Below are 15,749 nucleotides of genomic sequence, written 5' to 3'. Positions count from 1 at the left end.
TATAGGGAGGGAATTTTGTCCCTTAAGCGAATTTGGAGGATTTTTTCGCATGATAGTATTAATGCTCCATTAAAGGAGCTGAAATGAATAAGACTATCAAGGCATCATTCTTATTACTGGCATCTTGTACGGCCTTTAGCATGAATGCCCAGACAGTGAAAACTGACGTGCTTCCTGATGCAGCACTGAAGAAATTAAAAGAAGTTGGGCTGTCCATCGAGCATATTGAACCATCCCCAGTAAAAGATATTTATACCGTGATTTCAAGAGAAGGCGTGAGTTACGTCAGCAAAGATGGTGATTACATTTTTACCGGGAGCTTGTTTCATGTTAACGGCAAAGATGTGGAGAATACAACGGAACAGGCGATACTGAAAGGCGTCAGGGAGTTTGCTGCTAAAACAAAATCCATAGAATATAAGTCGGCGAATGAAAAATATCGCCTGGCGGTGTTTACTGATATAACCTGCGGGTATTGCCAGAAACTACATCATGATCTTCAATCCTATCTCGATGCCGGGATCTCAATAAAATTCCTCACTTTTCCGCGTGCAGGCCTGAACTCCGTGGTCGCGGGGAATATGGCAAAAATCTGGTGTGCGGCCAAACCTAATGATGCGCTGGATGCTGCAATGAGCTCGATATCAATCATTCCGGAAGGACGGCCTGACGCGGCCTGCCTCGATATTATCAAATCGCATTTCCAGGTTGCTTCAACTATTCCGCTTCAGGGTACGCCAACCATGGTAACGCTGTCGGGTAAACCTCAGTTGTTCACCGGCTGGTTGAGCCCGGAAAATCTGGTGACCCGCATGGGCACCGCACAAAAGTGACTTTTCACGACTGCAAGAGGTGATTATGAAATCTGTAATACTGACAACGTTAATGCTCGTGGCGGTTGGCACTCAACCCGTCTTTGCGGCCCAATGCCAGTTCGGGTCCTGCAACGCAGACATTGAGGCCAGCAGTGAACTGCTGGTCTCTGCGGCTCAGACGGATAAAGACGCGGTTTTAAAAAAACTTAATGACGCATCATCCCCCAGCGACGCCATGTCTAAGCGGGTTGAATCGTATCTGAATAATGACAGGCTAAAGGTGAACACCGACAGTACCCGGAAAGGTCCGGGCAATGGAATCGTGAAGCCGACGGATGAGCTAGCGCCGGTAAGGCAGCTGAAAGCCATTCGCCCCGAGCTTGTACAAAACCCCATCACCCAGCCATTGGTTGCCTTTTATGAACGTATGGCCTGAGAGCGCCGTATATCCGCGATTTGGGGGTTAGAAAATGTCGCTCTGGCTCAGCATTGTCACCCGGGCAACGGGATTACCGGATAAGCGGTATTTAAATGATCCGGTGATCTTCCGTTATTACCAACAAAAGATCCAAAAGGCTCCTTTTGCCCTGGTCGGATGGACTCTCTGTTTCCTGGCAACCATCGGTGTGTCGCTGGGACTGGAGCTCTCCAACCAAATATTACTTCTCGTTCTGCTGATTCTGTTTTTACTAATGGTGGTTCTCCAGAGTCGGTACCAGTTCATGCATCCGGAGAGATGCATCAGTGCTCGATTTTACCAGGAGGTGCTGGACGATGCGTCAGTGTCAGATATTCAGAAAGCGCAGTTTGAGTATTTGTTCGTGTCCAAAGTGGATGCAATGACGATCGGTGATCTTTACCGGCTCTATGATTTCAACAGAGGAGGCCGGTAAAGGTGCGGCATGCAGGTGAGAAAAGTCACTTTGCGGTTGGGCGTTGCGGTGCTGGTCATTAGTTCCAGGGAACCGATGCGACATAGTTTCCGGAGCGTAGCGGGGCATCCAGTTTCCCGGCCAGAGCGTCGATCATTGCGGAATACGCAATGCTGTCCGATGGGATTGGCGCATTGCTCTGCATACTGACTTTAAGAACCTGTTGTGCCCCTTTCCCCGCAGGGTAGACTTCCACATCAAGGCGGCGCCAGAAATGCCTCTGTGATATCGTCTCTGACCCCACGATCCCGCTGACGGGTTTATAGTCATAGTCCGTCTGAGTCTGCCCGTGTTTATCTTTTTTCGTTGTCTTCTTCTCGACGACATATCCGGTTATGCCCGTCACCAGCTGTTCACTGTATTGCATATTTTCCTGGGTCTTACTGTAACTGAATCTGAGAATATAGTCGGGCAGATGGTTGGAAATATTAAACCCTATCCCCGTTAATCCACTCGCAAACCGGGCTGCAAACATGCGCGATTGTATACTGTCATCAGGCGCTACAATTTCAAATTTCTTGTTGCCTACCGGGCGTGACATTAAATCGTAAGCATCAACATCATTCCCGAAATGATAGCTGCACCCACATAAGAACGTTGTGGCGGTCAGTAAGAATAAATGCCGTAACATTCTAATTCCTCCAAAAAGGGTTCTTTAACGAATAATTCCGATGTGCTGTGACAGTATAATCGAACACAGGTTGATAACTAACAAGTTGAATTCGTAAAGGTGGCTATGACTAAATTAAATTATTTAAAACCCGTAGCGTCTGTTTTAATTTCTGTGTTGATTGCGACGGCTGGCTCTGTGTATATCACGTCGAAATATTTTAAAACTGAGCTCCCCAGTAACGATGAAGTAGGAAAGGTAGCGGCTACCTATCTGGTAAAAAATCCTCAGTATCTGCTTGAAGCGGGTAAGGCTCTTGAAAACCAAAATACCAACGCCTCCCTTGAGCGGATCATCCCTTACGCACCGGCTCTCTTCGAGACCAAAGAGACTCCCAACATTGGACCGGATAATGCGGCCGTCGCCGTCATCGAGTTTTTCGACTACCAGTGCCATTTCTGTATGAAGGTAGCGCCGGTCGTTGAATCCGTGTTGAGCCAGAGCAGCGATGTTAAATTCTTCTTTAAAGAATTTCCAATCTTCGCTGGTTCGAAACCCGTTTCTGCGATGGGGGCGGCGACAGGCCTGCATGTGTACCAGGCATTTGGCGCTGAAGCGTATCGTAAGTACCACAACAACCTGATGACCAGCGCGTATGTATTCTTCAACAACCAGCGAGGGTTTACGCTCAGTGATTTAGACATGGTGGTGAATAAATCCGGGTTCAACAGCTCATTCAGCGATCGAGAAAAAAGTCGCTATGAGAATGTCATTTCCGGAAATATGCAACTGGGGGAAGCTCTCGGGATCAGCGGAACGCCAGGGTTCATTATCATGAACATGCAAAAACCCGATGCTGCAACGACATCATTCATCCCGGGGGCTGTCGACGAAGCTACCCTGAAATACGCAATCCAGAAGGCCCGTGGTGGTTAAAGTAGCTTTTCATGCCAGAACTGACCATGCCGGGTAACACTGGCATGGATGTCAGGCTTTTACGACAAGTAGCTCATTCCAGCGAGTGGTATACCGTGGCGACATTGACAGTATGGTCTGCTACCCCCTGAAATCCTGCTGAATCCCTTCCCCAAGCAGGAACAGAGAGCTACGCAGCTCTTTGTTAAACCGATCCATCGCCTTCATAAGCGCTTCACAGCCTCGTTTGGCGGGCCGCTCATCGAATTAGTCGCGATGAGTGGCTCAATGCCGTAACAGCTAAAATCTGGTAAGAGATATTTGTTAGTTTTCTACTAATTGAACGACTACCAGCCTGCCACCTTCCTCTTTTGACAAAACAAATTGAGCGTTATTCTTCAGTTCTATTTTTTCCCCAACCATAATCTGCCGCTTATCCGGTAATGACATTAGTCCTGATATGCCTTCATTTACCAACCACCATTGATCGTTATGGTAAACAAAATAACCAACCCGTTTCCTTTGTGCATCCGTTGTACGTTCATTTGGCGCGATAAGACGATTCACATGCCACGCATAGATAGACTGCCCGCTCCAGACCATCAACCGGTGATCGTCAGGACGATAGCTGCCTTCTTTACGAGAAGAATAAAAATTAAGCACTGGCAACTTACCTTTATACGGCGTACCGCAGTAAGGACAGACCGGCTTTGTCTTACCCGAGAAAACGTACCACTTCTGTTCACATTTCGTGTTTTGGCAGGGCTGTATCAGGTCAACGGTCTTAACCAAGGCACTTTCCCACTCATCGGCGGTAGGGCGTTTTGTGGCATCATGTAAGCCATCGATGAAGGCTCGATCAAACAATGACGTCAGGTAGGGACCCATGATGGTGTAAGGAATTTTACCCGGGTCAGCCCAGGGAAGTGAAAAGGAGGATAACTGACTGATTTTGACTGCATTACTTTTGTCTGTCGGATGTTCAATGAAGAGCGCTTTCTCACCCATTGATAAGGTTTCATCACGCACTTCATCCGACATGTCATGTATTTTTCCGCCACGTAGCGGATGACGGAAAAACAGGTACATGTAGATAAGCACCGACAGTGCATGGCGGTCAGTAGTAATGCTTGGCAGTACGCGGTTCGGATCTTCTTTGGAAAGATGGCTGGTTTTCACCACCTCCGGAGCGATAAAATCCGGAGTGCCCACCACATCGGGAGGATACTTTCCAGGAACGACTAGGCCGTCTACGTCAATGATGCAGGCATGGCCCATTTCTGGATCAATCAGCACGTTTTTATAGCTGAGATCGCTGTGACAGAGGCCAGCTGCATGCATCCTTCTGACGGCTCTTGTCAGCAGCAGACAGACTTTGAGATAGGTAAGCGTATTGCCTCGTTCACGCGGATCGAGGAATTTATTCTGGTTGCTGGCGCTGGCAAACCATTTGCCTTCTTTCTCCCGGCCTTTAATATCCAGAAAATCATCGTTTTTGGAACCATATTTAAAGAAAAAATGGTTCTGGTAGGTTGGAACCACGATACCGATTTTATTCCCATGCTCAACAACGTGGGTCGGCCAACAAAACAGATCCTTCCAGTATTCGCCACCGGATTGTCCAAAAATGTTTTGCCTGTAGCGGCCGGTGATCATATCAATACGATCCCGGGCCTGCTCATTCTGCGGTTTTTGATAAAAAGCGACGACGTAAGATTTATCAGGCGAAAAGTAAACATCCTTCATCGAGCCTGAACCAATCACCTCGTCAACATACTGGACTGTTTCGCCGTTCTTTGTTTTACACGTAACGATATTTGCCATATTGATCACCGAAAAAGCGTATCCCTTACCACAACACCGCAATAGTGCGGTCATCATGGTTCCCAGTGGAGAAAAAGTTTAACCAGTCGCCTAACCCCTCAGACGCAATACTGGCGTCTGCGAGGATAGGGGAGATCTCATTAATGAGACGGGTCCATTTTTCGTCACTGCGAAGCCCGTTATCAGTCTCAAACAGAGGGTCTGATACGCCGTCGGTCATAAGGATCAAGTGAGATACGTCATTCCATTTGCCCACGCTGATGCGACCAGTAAATGATGGGTCTGCGATAATGCTCTGGTCAAGGAAGCGGGTTTGTCCTGCGTATTCTCCGCTATCGGGATTTCCAAGTATCCTGACTTTACCTGAAGGACTGTATGCACCTATCGCACCATCGCCAAGCCAGAAAGCAGCTGCAAACAGCTCGTTTTCAGTTCGCAGTGCTACAGTTGCAAGAAGGGTTGTTGAATAGGATTTCACAGGTTGTTCTGCACAAATGGCTTCGTTCTGGATGCTGTTGACCGCGAGCGTAGCTGCCTGTTTAAAATGATGAAGCATGGCGTTTATGGTTGCCTGCTGATCGCTCCCTTCCCAAGTCGTGATATGCTCTTTTAAACGGACGCCTTTCACTCCACTGAGCTGATTGAAAAGGTAATCGCCAGCCGTCATGACTGCAATTCGCGATCCCTCTCTGGAATTTACTGCACTACCGGCCCCGTCTGCGACCAGCATGACAGACCATCCTGTTTCCTGGCAGTGGTTGATATAGAAGTCATCATCTCTGAAGCTCCCGGCATGCTCATGAGAGCGGCCCCGGCGACTGGCGGCAGCAATACATATGTTATCTCTGACCAGGCCAGCAGAGTCCAGATGGGCCTTAGGGTAGGGAGCGTCTGCTGGTGGTTCTATTACCTTCCACAGGCTTCTCGGATCCGGGTTTACTACAAAAAGTAACTTTGTTTCGCATTCGTCGTGCGAAGTGTATGACCACAGTACTGAAAGCTCAATATCGCCAATTTCAGTGGGTATGCCAGTGAGCAACCCTTGTTCTTTTTTATACGACAAGCCAATGTCCCGGGGAAAGACAACGTCTCTTATCGTCGCCCGTCCACCCTCATCCAGTATGATGGCAACCGGCGAAGAGAAACGTTCGCCTGCGCGGGCGTTGGGTATGGTTATTCTCGCTGTCGGGGGCATTACACATTGCACTGCTGACCCGGTCCGATGCTGGCTTTCCGGTACCTGCCCAGGTTTTAGTATCGGAGACGGCTGGTTTTCAGTTTCATTTTTTCCTGGTTTCTGAAGTTCGTAAAAAGGCATCAATTTCCACAATGTAGGGCTGGTTTCGTTGACTGTGGCTGTTTGCGTCTCTTTTTTGTCAATAGCGTGGTTTCCCTGCATATCCTCATCAGTCCCGACCGGCTGTTGCTTTTCGGCAAGGCCTGGAGCAGGCGGGAGGGCAGTCACTGATTCGTTCTCACCTTCGTTAACCAGTGCAGAGGTACCTTTTGCAAGGTTCTCAATCCGCTTTATAAGCTGCATAACCTCGGCAGACAGGGCAGGATCCTGGGATGGAAGGGAAAGCCGCTCACCTTCTGCGGTGTGGCTGAGCTCAGACAGAACTAAGCGGATAATCTTTTCTTCAAGTGACGTATTTTGCGACATCAACCTCTCCCTCTGTTTACGTCGAAGTTAGTGTTTCCGCCATCATTGCTGAATGAAAGACCTTTTTCACACCATGGGCAGATCACGTCATCGGGGCCATCAATGCAGAGCAACTTCCCGCATGAGCACATGGCAAACGCACTGGCATTACCACAGTGGGGGCAACCCGGTACACCATGCAGTTCGCTTGTGTTTACCTGCAAATCGGTAGCGGTGGCATCTGACCACGCAAAATAGTCCTCATCAATGGGATAGCATCCGGCAATATTAAAGTTGTTCAGGTTCAGGTTGAAATCGAGCCCGGAAACCCTTGCTGGTGGCCGTTCATATTTCATCAGGTACGGTCGACGAGTCTTGCTGCAACGCCCGGTGAGCGTAACGCAGTTTTCGTCGTACGCTTTTACATACTCGTCTTTGGACAGGCGAACTATGTATTCAGTCTGGCTGAGCTCCGGTTGTTTTTCGTCCCCGACACTGCGGCTGTGAGCAGTAACCGAGGCCGTGATCCATTTGATGAAGCGGGTAAAGTCGCCTTCCTGTGACTCTGTGAATAGCATGACATTTTCTGTCAGCTGCCGCAGGATATTCAGGTCCGCTGACGGTCCCAGGCCAACGGCAATGAGATTCACCTTACTCGCGTAGTTATTTTTCCAGCGTTTCACTTCTAAGGTTGTGTCGTCAGTCGGACGTCCGTCGGTAAGGAGATACACTACGGGTTTCCAGTCGCCTTTAGTCTCATGAGTGGTTTTTCTTACCTGAGTATCAATTTGCACGGTCAACTCACGCAATGCAGCCCCAAGGCTCGTGCCGCCGCCAACGGGAAGGCGGGGAGGGTAGAACGAGGCAATTTCGTGCAGAGGTACAATCGTGCGGGCTATTCCGGCAAATGCGATTACCGAGACCCAGGCCGTTTCCAGTGCGTGTGGATCTTTTCTTAAATCTCCGACGATCATTTGCAGACCATCAGTCATTTTTTTCAGGTTTTCACCGATCATGGACTCTGAACAGTCCAGAACAAAAAAAACGGGAAGGCGTCTCATAATATCCCTCGTACGGCTGGTAACAGTCAGCAGAAAACGGTTCTGTAAAGGAAGGCGTTTGCCGGGTAAAGCAGCACCTTCCTGTCTGTCAGAGCACCAGCTGTATTTCTGGTGGAGGAGGTGGGAGGGTATCTGTTCCGGCATTGATCCCCGCGCTTGTGCTACCGGAAGAAACGCTGGCCGAAACCCATTTAAAGAAACCTGCAAAAGCGGTTGAGTCGAGAGTCTCCAGAGACACAACCTTATCAGTGAGCTGTTTTAAATGCTCGTGGCCTGCTTTAGGACCTACCGCACAGGCAATGATGGAGCCAAATCCCCGGCCACGAATAGCTTTTACCGCTTCACCGTACGCCATGGCATCAGAAGGCGTACCATCAGTCATCAGGAATACCAGGGGACGCCAGTCTCCTTTTGTATCACCATCTGAGCGACGCACATCCCGGTCTACACACTGCATCAGACATTCAAGGGCAGCGCCGGTGAACGTCCCGCCAGCGCTTGGCACAACGATGTCAGAAAACTGGAAGTCTTCCAGCGGCGTGAGAGGAATAAACTCACGCGCCTCATTGTCATAGGTGATAATGGAGACATGGACACTTTCGAGGGCGTATGGATCCTGGCGGAGTGCGTTTAGCATCGCCTGAATTCCAACGTTAACGGAATGGATGGACTCACCGCGCATTGAACCGGAGGTGTCGATAACAAGGTAAACAGGCAGGCGACGCATCAGATGTAATTCCTCAGGTGTGAGACAAACGAATCTGATTCTGAAGGCTCACCAATTGCCTTGAGTTTCCAGCCTGTAGGTTCGCGTATCAGCTCGGCAAAGACCATGGAGCGCTGGCTGGCAAAGGCGGGTCCGCCAGAAAGATCGAATCGTGCCATTTCAATATTACGGGCATCTACTGCCCGGATGAAGGCATTCTGAACTTTACCAAAGTGCTGCTGGAGCTTTTCACCATTGTAGATCTGAACGATGAACACAATTTTCTCGTACTGAGCGTCAAGGGAATTCAGGCGCACAATAATTTGCTCATCGTCACCGTCACCGGCTCCGGTTCGGTTATCGCCTGTCAGCCAGATATTGCCTGACTTATGGCGAAGGCTGTTGAAAAAGATGATATCGCCATTCACAAGCGTTGGTTTACCATTTTCCACATTGCCGAGATCGGTCACCTTTCCGGCTGAATTACACAGGAAAGCGATCACATCAAGGTCGTATTCTTCTTCTTTTTTACCAAAGATCCCGCCGAGGAAACCTTTCTTTTCCTCATTAATATCCCAACCCAGGCCGATAGTAACGGACGAGAGATCGTATTCATTTTTTTTCAGGCTTACGCCCTGGCCTTTGCTCAGACTGACAGACATGACATCCCCTTAATTAATAAAATTATAAGACCACATTTACTTCTGGCGGCGGCGGTGGCAGGTCTTCAAGACCGATCACTTCTTTTTTGCTGGACTCCACTTTCTGACTGCCTACCGAAATGCTCGCACTGACCCATTTAAAGAAAGCTTTAATCGTCGAACTGTCAGCTGTATCGAGCTGAACCACGATTTCAGTGATTTCTTTGAGGACGCTGGTATCGGCATCATGCCCGGCTGCACATGCCACAACAACGCCGGTTCTGGCGGCTTTAAAGTCATTCAGGCCTTTACGCCAGTCATCATTCGGACTTCCATCCGTCATCAGGAATACTAGGGGACGCCAGTCACCTTTAGTGTCAGCCGTCGTTTTCTGTACTTCTTTGGCAATGGAGCTGGCCGTCAGGGTAAGCGCTTCGCCAAGAGACGTGGTGCCGCTGGCTGTTAGTGCTGGCATCTGGAAACTCAGGAGGTCTGTCAGGGGGACTGCCTGTCGGGCTGAAGAATCAAAGGTGATCACTGACACGTAAGCCGTTTCGAGTGCATACGGATCCTGTTTCAGCGTGGTAAGCAGCGTCTGAACGCCATTCTTAACCGCTTCGATAGGCTCTCCGTGCATAGAGCCGGACGTGTCGAGTAGCAGATATACGGGTAAGCGTCTCAAATGTAATTCCTTCTTAAGAGATCGGAAGAGGAGAGTAGTTTCAGGAAGAGGCCAGAGTTTGTAGATTTGATAAAACGGCACGACATCTGTCGGGTGGAGATTAAATACTCAGAAGCGGCATTAAAGAAATAAGTTAACCACCATTGAATTACCGACATGTGAATGGCCTCTTATGGAAGGTGCGAACAAGTCCCTGATATGAGATCATGTTTGTCATCTGGAGCCATGGAACAGGGTTCATCATGAGTCATCAACTTACCTTCGCCGACAGTGAATTCAGCAGTAAGCGCCGTCAGACCAGAAAAGAGATTTTCTTGTCCCGCATGGAGCAGATTCTGCCATGGCAAAACATGGTGGAAGTCATCGAGCCGTTTTACCCCAAGGCTGGTAATGGCCGGCGACCTTATCCGCTGGAAACCATGCTACGCATTCACTGCATGCAGCATTGGTACAACCTGAGCGATGGCGCGATGGAAGATGCTCTGTACGAAATCGCCTCCATGCGTCTGTTTGCCCGGTTATCCCTGGATAGCGCCTTGCCGGACCGCACCACCATCATGAATTTCCGCCACCTGCTGGAGCAGCATCAACTGGCCCGCCAATTGTTCAAGACCATCAATCGCTGGCTGGCCGAAGCAGGCGTCATGATGACTCAAGGCACCTTGGTCGATGCCACCATCATTGAGGCACCCAGCTCGACCAAGAACAAAGAGCAGCAACGCGATCCGGAGATGCATCAGACCAAGAAAGGCAATCAGTGGCACTTTGGCATGAAGGCCCACATTGGTGTCGATGCCAAGAGTGGCCTGACCCACAGCCTAGTCACCACCGCGGCCAACGAGCATGACCTCAATCAGCTGGGTAATCTGCTGCATGGAGAGGAGCAATTTGTCTCAGCCGATGCCGGCTACCAAGGGGCGCCACAGCGCGAGGAGCTGGCCGAGGTGGATGTGGACTGGCTGATCGCCGAGCGCCCCGGCAAGGTAAGAACCTTGAAACAGCATCCACGCAAGAACAAAACGGCCATCAACATCGAATACATGAAAGCCAGCATCCGTGCCAGGGTGGAGCACCCATTTCGCATCATCAAGCGACAGTTCGGCTTCGTGAAAGCCAGATACAAGGGGTTGCTGAAAAACGATAACCAACTGGCGATGTTATTCACGCTGGCCAACCTGTTTCGGGCGGACCAAATGATACGTCAGTGGGAGAGATCTCACTAAAAACTGGGGATAACGCCTTAAATGGCGAAGAAACGGTCTAAATAGGCTGATTCAAGGCATTTACGGGAGAAAAAATCGGCTCAAACATGAAGAAATGAAATGACTGAGTCAGCCGAGAAGAATTTCCCCGCTTATTCGCACCTTCCCTAACGCATTGAAATCATAAAATCTGCTCATTTATTTCGCCTGCATAGTAATTTTAATCACTAAAAGCTATTAAGCTTTTTCCTTTTTTAAACATACGAAAGCCTTTAGAAACACGATTTATACTAACGGGGCATCTAAATTCGTGATCTGTTCAATGTATTCAAAAGAGTATTGAACGCCTCATATGATATTTTCGCTCTGAAAGCGATTCCCCTAGCTTCATTAAGAGCCTTTCTTCCGGAAGCAGATTCAGGCGATTTAAGGTACTTTAAAAGTAACTTTTCAATCTCTATAGTTTTGTCATTCTGAAGTAACTGAGAGGCCATGATGGCTCCGAGCCTAAATTGAAGCTGAATATTCACTTCTTTGTGAAACTCCAGGTGCTGACGGTGGCGGTCAGCCAGCTGGCTTCCACGGACCCTGGCACGATACAAACGCATATAGTCGGCCATTTCGGCGGTATGGCGTTGACGATACCGGTTCTTGGCTGCATTGACTACATTGCGGTTATTCAATTTATACAACCGGTTTTCGCCAGCTACGCACTGGCGGCAGCGAGTCTTATGGCCATCCTTACTTTTACGGTCAATTCCGAAGTCTAACAAGCTCTTCAGAGTCTTGCATTTTCGGCACAGCTTACTTTCAACGAGTTCAGTCATGGGTATATTATGAATTGAAGTACTTCCCGAAAGTATACCCAATTCGACTATCCATTACAATTAAACGTTTTGGGTTAACATAATCCACGTTATACGCACTTATAATGTAATGGCTCAATAGTAATGTCCGCCTGTGGCTCAATTCAGATGTCCGCGCTATGGTAAGCTTCACTGGTCCGTTTAAACTACCGGGAGGCATATCATGAGCGCAGAAAGCTCAGGAGTGTTTACTTTGAAAGAGATCAACCGGATCAAGATTATACAGGACGTCATTGAACGTCGCATCACAACGCGCCGTGCGGCCGAGCACCTCGGTATCAGCGACAGGCAATGCCGCAGACTTCTTGCCCGTTACCGTGAAGGCGGACCGCTTGGTATGGCCAGCAGACGATGTGGCATGCGTGGTAACCGCCAGTTGCCACCCGGGCTCGCAGATCAGGCTCTGGAACTGATCAAGACGCGTTATGCTGATTTCGGTCCGACTCTGGCGCGTGAAAAGCTCGAAGAACTCCACGGACTGTTTCTTGGCAAAGAAACTGTCCGGCGCATCATGGTGCGGGCTGGCTTATGGGTTCCCCGTAAACAACGTGCCGCAAGGATCCCTCAACCACGGTACCGGCGTCCGTGTACTGGTGAGCTGATACAAATAGATGGCTGTGATCACGACTGGTTTGAAGGCCGTGGCCCGGCCTGCACCGCGCTGGTCTATGTTGATGATGCAACCAGCAAACTGATGGAACTGTTGTTTGTTAAATCGGAGTCCACGTTTTCTTACTTCGAAGCCACGCGGCGCTATATCGATAAGCATGGTAAACCGCTGGCACTGTACAGCGATAAAGCCGGTGTTTTTCGTGTTAACAATAAACACGCCACAGGCGGAGACGGGCATACTCAGTTTGGGCGAGCCATGCATGAACTGAACATCCAGACTATCTGTGCAGAAACCAGTCCCGCCAAAGGGCGTGTAGAACGAGCTCACCTCACTTTACAGGATCGTCTGGTCAAAGAGCTGCGGTTACAGGGCATTTGTTCAATGGAGGCTGCAAATGACTTCGCTGAGGCCTATATGGCTGACTATAACCGCCGTTTTGGCAAAGTACCGCGACATGATTTTGACGTACACCGTGCTGTAGAACATGATGAGGACCTGGGGCTTATTTTCACTGTTCGTGAAAAACGTAAAGTCTCAAAATCGTTGACGATACAATATGATAAAATGTTGTACCTGATTGAAGACAGCGAACTGAGTCGCCGTGCAATAGGTAAATATATCGATGTGTATCACTATCCTGATGGCAGAAAAGAGCTGCGCCTGAACGGTACGCTACTTCCCTACTCTACCTACGACCGACTGTCAGAAATCGACCAGGGCGCGATTGTCGATAACAAGCGTCTTGGCCGAACCCTGGAGTTTATCAGTCTGGTGCAGAGCAAGCGGGATAACACGCGCTCTCAGTCAATTCCCGCTGGAGATGGCCCTTCCCGACGACGGCCAAAGCAGGAAGGGAAGAAATCCCAGCGCTCACTGGATAATGATGACATGCTCGAAGCACTCAAACAGCTTCAGTCACGTTCAGAGGACATTTTTGGTAAAAGAGCCCGCTGATGGTACTCACTGGCCGGACAGTGGTTGCTCACCAGTTGATATTGTCCGGCCAGACCCATGATGTATTATTCATTTCGTTCAGCATCTTTATGTCCTGCTTTTCACGGGCATACTTACCCCATAATGAATGAAAAGAACGAACAATACTGATTAACTGCTTTTTTCTTTGCTCCGGAGATAGGCTGATAAAATAGCAGCACCTGCTGTCAATATTATCCTCAATGAAATTAAAATCAGAGTCTGATGCATATTTTACTGTTAGCATAATATCATTCGACGTTGTTCTCTCAGACTCTGTTAATGCTGATTCTATCAGGTATTCAAAGGCATACATGACAGACAGCTGGTTTTTGTCTGTCTGAATATAACCCATTGAGTTTCTGAGTATTGAGGACTGTACCAGGACCAGAGGCCATAAAAGCTCAACACCATAAAGCTTATATGTATCATGTTGATCATACTGATGTTGCTCAACACGACGATTACCTTCCCGTGCTTTACGAATATCATAGGCAAGGGATAACATAAATCCGTCTTTAACTTTAATCAGTGGGCTTTCATCCACGATGTAATGAATGAGTTCATGTAATTCATTCAGGGCTTCTGAATCTCCCCACAGTATAAAACCTGCATTGTTCGGCGTTAACTCGTATCGAAGCATGGGCTCAATCATCCTGTTGTTTCAGTCGGAGGAAAGTCTATCAGTAAAGAGAATGAGAGATCAAAGTGGTCATTTTAATTGAGCTGGATAACGGACATTTCAATTGAGCCTTGACATATAATGTAGTAGCAAAGTTGTAATGTCCGATAATGGCTAAGTTAAGATGTCCGGCGTGTATAATCAAGTAAGGATTACCATGACGGCTCTCGCAGCGGAGTTTTTCACATTGGATGAAGTTAACCGACTCAAAATCATTCAGGATGTCATCGACCGGCGTCTGACAACACAAATGGCAGCTCAGCGGCTTGGTATCTCCGACCGTCAGTGCCGTCGTCTGCTTGCGCGTTATCGTGAAGATGGTCCGATTGGCATGACCAGCCGCCGTCGTGGTAAATCCAGTAACAACCAGTTGCCTCAGGGACTGGCCGCATACGCGCTGAACATTATTCGCGAACGCTATAACGATTTCGGTCCGACGCTGGCCTGTGAAAAACTGTCTGAGGTGCACGGTGTTCATCTTTCCAAAGAAACCGTCCGTAAGCTGATGACTCAGGCCAGTCTGTGGGTCCCACGTAAGCAACGTGCGCCAAAAATTCAGCAACCTCGTTACCGCCGTGCCTGTGCCGGTGAACTCATACAAATCGACGGCTGCGACCACCACTGGTTTGAAAATCGGGGACCTAAGTGTACGGCACTGGTTTACGTTGATGACGCAACCAGTCGTTTAATGCAGCTTCTTTTCGTGAAATCTGAGTCTACTTTCACCTATTTTGAAGCGACCCGGGGCTATATTGAAAAACATGGCAAACCGCTTGCGCTGTACAGCGACAAAGCCAGCGTATTCAGGATCAACAATAAAAATGCAACCGGCGGCGACGGCGATACCCAGTTTGGCCGTGCGATGCATGAACTGAACATTCAGACCATTTGTGCAGAAACCAGTGCTGCCAAAGGCCGCGTTGAACGGGCGCACCTGACGCTTCAGGACCGACTGGTCAAGGAGCTCAGGCTCCAGGGCATCAGTTCCATGGAAGCTGCGAACGCATTTGCCGAAGAGTTCATGAACGATTACAACCGTCGTTTCGCAAAAGCGCCTCGCCAGGAGTTTGATGTTCATCGGGAACTGGATGTCGATGACGATCTTGATATGGTATTTAACTGGCGTGAAGCTCGTAAAGTGTCGAAATCACTCACAGTGCAATACGACAAAGTCCTTTATCTGATTGAAGACAGCGAATTCAGTCGTCGGGCGATTGGTAAATACATCGATGTCTGGCATTACCCGGATGGACATAAAGAGCTCCGGCTTAATGGCGTATCACTTCCCTACTCCACCTATGACAAGCTTTCTGAAATCGATCAGGGGGCCATTGTGGATAACAAACGTCTGGGGCGGGCCCTGGAAATGGCGCAGCTGGTCCAGGCCGAGCGGGATAATAACCGGTCGCAATCCGTACCATCCGGAGACGGCCCTTCTCGCAGGCGTAAAGCTCCCACGACGAAGAAATCCCAGCGTTCCCTGGATCAGGACGATATGTTCAATGCCCTGGTGAAACTTCAGTCACGCTCTGAAGAGATATTTGGGAAGAAACCGATTTAAAGCCCGGTAATCCATCCGGGCATGC

The 15,749-nt window shown here is 49.0% G+C and carries 17 protein-coding genes; 8 read left to right on the top strand and 9 right to left on the bottom strand.

Translation table 11 applies throughout. From position 1 onward, the window contains the following. Window positions 1-83 precede the first annotated feature (83 nt). The 3 genes from HV213_RS30680 to HV213_RS30670 are packed head-to-tail and all read left to right on the top strand — an operon-like array spanning window position 84 to window position 1,708. Entirely contained in the window at window positions 84-833 is a 750-nt protein-coding gene (locus HV213_RS30680; RefSeq protein WP_032610468.1) for a thioredoxin fold domain-containing protein, read from the top strand. Between the two features lie 25 nt (window positions 834-858). Continuing rightward, on the top strand, window positions 859-1,251 hold the full coding sequence (locus HV213_RS30675; protein WP_032610466.1) for a hypothetical protein: 393 nt from the start codon (window positions 859-861) through the stop codon (window positions 1,249-1,251). A gap of 34 nt (window positions 1,252-1,285) precedes the next feature. Beyond that, window positions 1,286-1,708 carry a hypothetical protein gene (locus HV213_RS30670; protein WP_015062992.1) on the top strand — a complete coding sequence of 141 codons (423 nt, stop codon included), beginning with the start codon at window positions 1,286-1,288 and terminating at the stop codon, window positions 1,706-1,708. Window positions 1,709-1,766: 58 nt separating this feature from the next. Here the strand turns inward: HV213_RS30670 and HV213_RS30665 are convergent, their stop codons facing one another. Continuing rightward, window positions 1,767-2,378 (bottom strand): hypothetical protein, encoded by a 612-nt coding sequence (locus tag HV213_RS30665; RefSeq protein ID WP_015062991.1) that lies wholly within the window; start codon window positions 2,376-2,378, stop codon window positions 1,767-1,769. A 105-nt stretch (window positions 2,379-2,483) separates the two neighbouring features. Here HV213_RS30665 and HV213_RS30660 point away from each other — a divergent pair, with 105 nt between their 5' ends. Next, the gene (locus HV213_RS30660) at window positions 2,484-3,293 is read left to right on the top strand and encodes a DsbA family protein (RefSeq protein ID WP_015062990.1); all 810 of its coding nucleotides are present in this window, start codon (window positions 2,484-2,486) and stop codon (window positions 3,291-3,293) included. Window positions 3,294-3,344: 51 nt separating this feature from the next. Here the strand turns inward: HV213_RS30660 and HV213_RS33405 are convergent, their stop codons facing one another. From HV213_RS33405 to HV213_RS30625, 7 genes are all read right to left on the bottom strand, one after another. Continuing rightward, complete coding sequence (locus HV213_RS33405; RefSeq protein WP_223203177.1) at window positions 3,345-3,398, bottom strand: DUF4113 domain-containing protein; 54 nt, start codon at window positions 3,396-3,398, stop codon at window positions 3,345-3,347. A 198-nt stretch (window positions 3,399-3,596) separates the two neighbouring features. Then, entirely contained in the window at window positions 3,597-5,096 is a 1,500-nt protein-coding gene (locus HV213_RS30650) for a helix-hairpin-helix domain-containing protein (RefSeq protein ID WP_032610464.1), read from the bottom strand. Between the two features lie 25 nt (window positions 5,097-5,121). Continuing rightward, entirely contained in the window at window positions 5,122-6,759 is a 1,638-nt protein-coding gene (locus HV213_RS30645) for a PP2C family serine/threonine-protein phosphatase (RefSeq protein ID WP_015062988.1), read from the bottom strand. After that, window positions 6,759-7,799, bottom strand: coding sequence for a TerY-C metal binding domain-containing protein (locus HV213_RS30640; protein ID WP_015062987.1), 1,041 nt, complete (start codon window positions 7,797-7,799; stop codon window positions 6,759-6,761). Before HV213_RS30640 ends, HV213_RS30645 begins: the two co-directional genes overlap by 1 nt. A gap of 88 nt (window positions 7,800-7,887) precedes the next feature. Beyond that, window positions 7,888-8,526 (bottom strand): vWA domain-containing protein, encoded by a 639-nt coding sequence (locus HV213_RS30635; protein WP_015062986.1) that lies wholly within the window; start codon window positions 8,524-8,526, stop codon window positions 7,888-7,890. Next, window positions 8,526-9,167, bottom strand: a complete 642-nt coding sequence (locus HV213_RS30630; protein WP_032610462.1) for a TerD family protein — start codon at window positions 9,165-9,167, stop codon at window positions 8,526-8,528. Before HV213_RS30630 ends, HV213_RS30635 begins: the two co-directional genes overlap by 1 nt. 22 nt (window positions 9,168-9,189) lie before the next feature. Beyond that, a complete protein-coding gene (locus HV213_RS30625; protein ID WP_001388628.1) occupies window positions 9,190-9,828 on the bottom strand; it encodes a vWA domain-containing protein in 639 nt (212 codons plus the stop codon). A gap of 242 nt (window positions 9,829-10,070) precedes the next feature. Between HV213_RS30625 and HV213_RS30620 the strand changes: the two genes are divergently transcribed. From HV213_RS30620 to HV213_RS30610, 3 genes are all read left to right on the top strand, one after another. Then, complete coding sequence (locus HV213_RS30620; protein ID WP_000019403.1) at window positions 10,071-11,051, top strand: IS5-like element IS5 family transposase; 981 nt, start codon at window positions 10,071-10,073, stop codon at window positions 11,049-11,051. A gap of 491 nt (window positions 11,052-11,542) precedes the next feature. Continuing rightward, window positions 11,543-11,800 (top strand): hypothetical protein, encoded by a 258-nt coding sequence (locus tag HV213_RS30615; protein WP_103216141.1) that lies wholly within the window; start codon window positions 11,543-11,545, stop codon window positions 11,798-11,800. A gap of 259 nt (window positions 11,801-12,059) precedes the next feature. Continuing rightward, a complete protein-coding gene (locus HV213_RS30610) occupies window positions 12,060-13,463 on the top strand; it encodes an ISNCY-like element ISKpn21 family transposase (RefSeq protein WP_001567368.1) in 1,404 nt (467 codons plus the stop codon). 28 nt (window positions 13,464-13,491) lie between these two features. Here HV213_RS30610 and HV213_RS30605 read toward each other — a convergent pair whose 3' ends face one another. Continuing rightward, the gene (locus HV213_RS30605; RefSeq protein ID WP_001567369.1) at window positions 13,492-14,124 is read right to left on the bottom strand and encodes a DUF6904 family protein; all 633 of its coding nucleotides are present in this window, start codon (window positions 14,122-14,124) and stop codon (window positions 13,492-13,494) included. Between the two features lie 196 nt (window positions 14,125-14,320). Between HV213_RS30605 and HV213_RS30600 the strand changes: the two genes are divergently transcribed. Then, the gene (locus tag HV213_RS30600) at window positions 14,321-15,724 is read left to right on the top strand and encodes an ISNCY family transposase (protein ID WP_011152984.1); all 1,404 of its coding nucleotides are present in this window, start codon (window positions 14,321-14,323) and stop codon (window positions 15,722-15,724) included. Window positions 15,725-15,749 lie beyond the last annotated feature (25 nt).

Origin of the sequence: Klebsiella sp. RHBSTW-00484, assembly GCF_013705725.1 — a bacterium.
GTDB lineage: Bacteria > Pseudomonadota > Gammaproteobacteria > Enterobacterales > Enterobacteriaceae > Klebsiella.
This window is presented reverse-complemented; position numbering and strand designations above follow the sequence as displayed.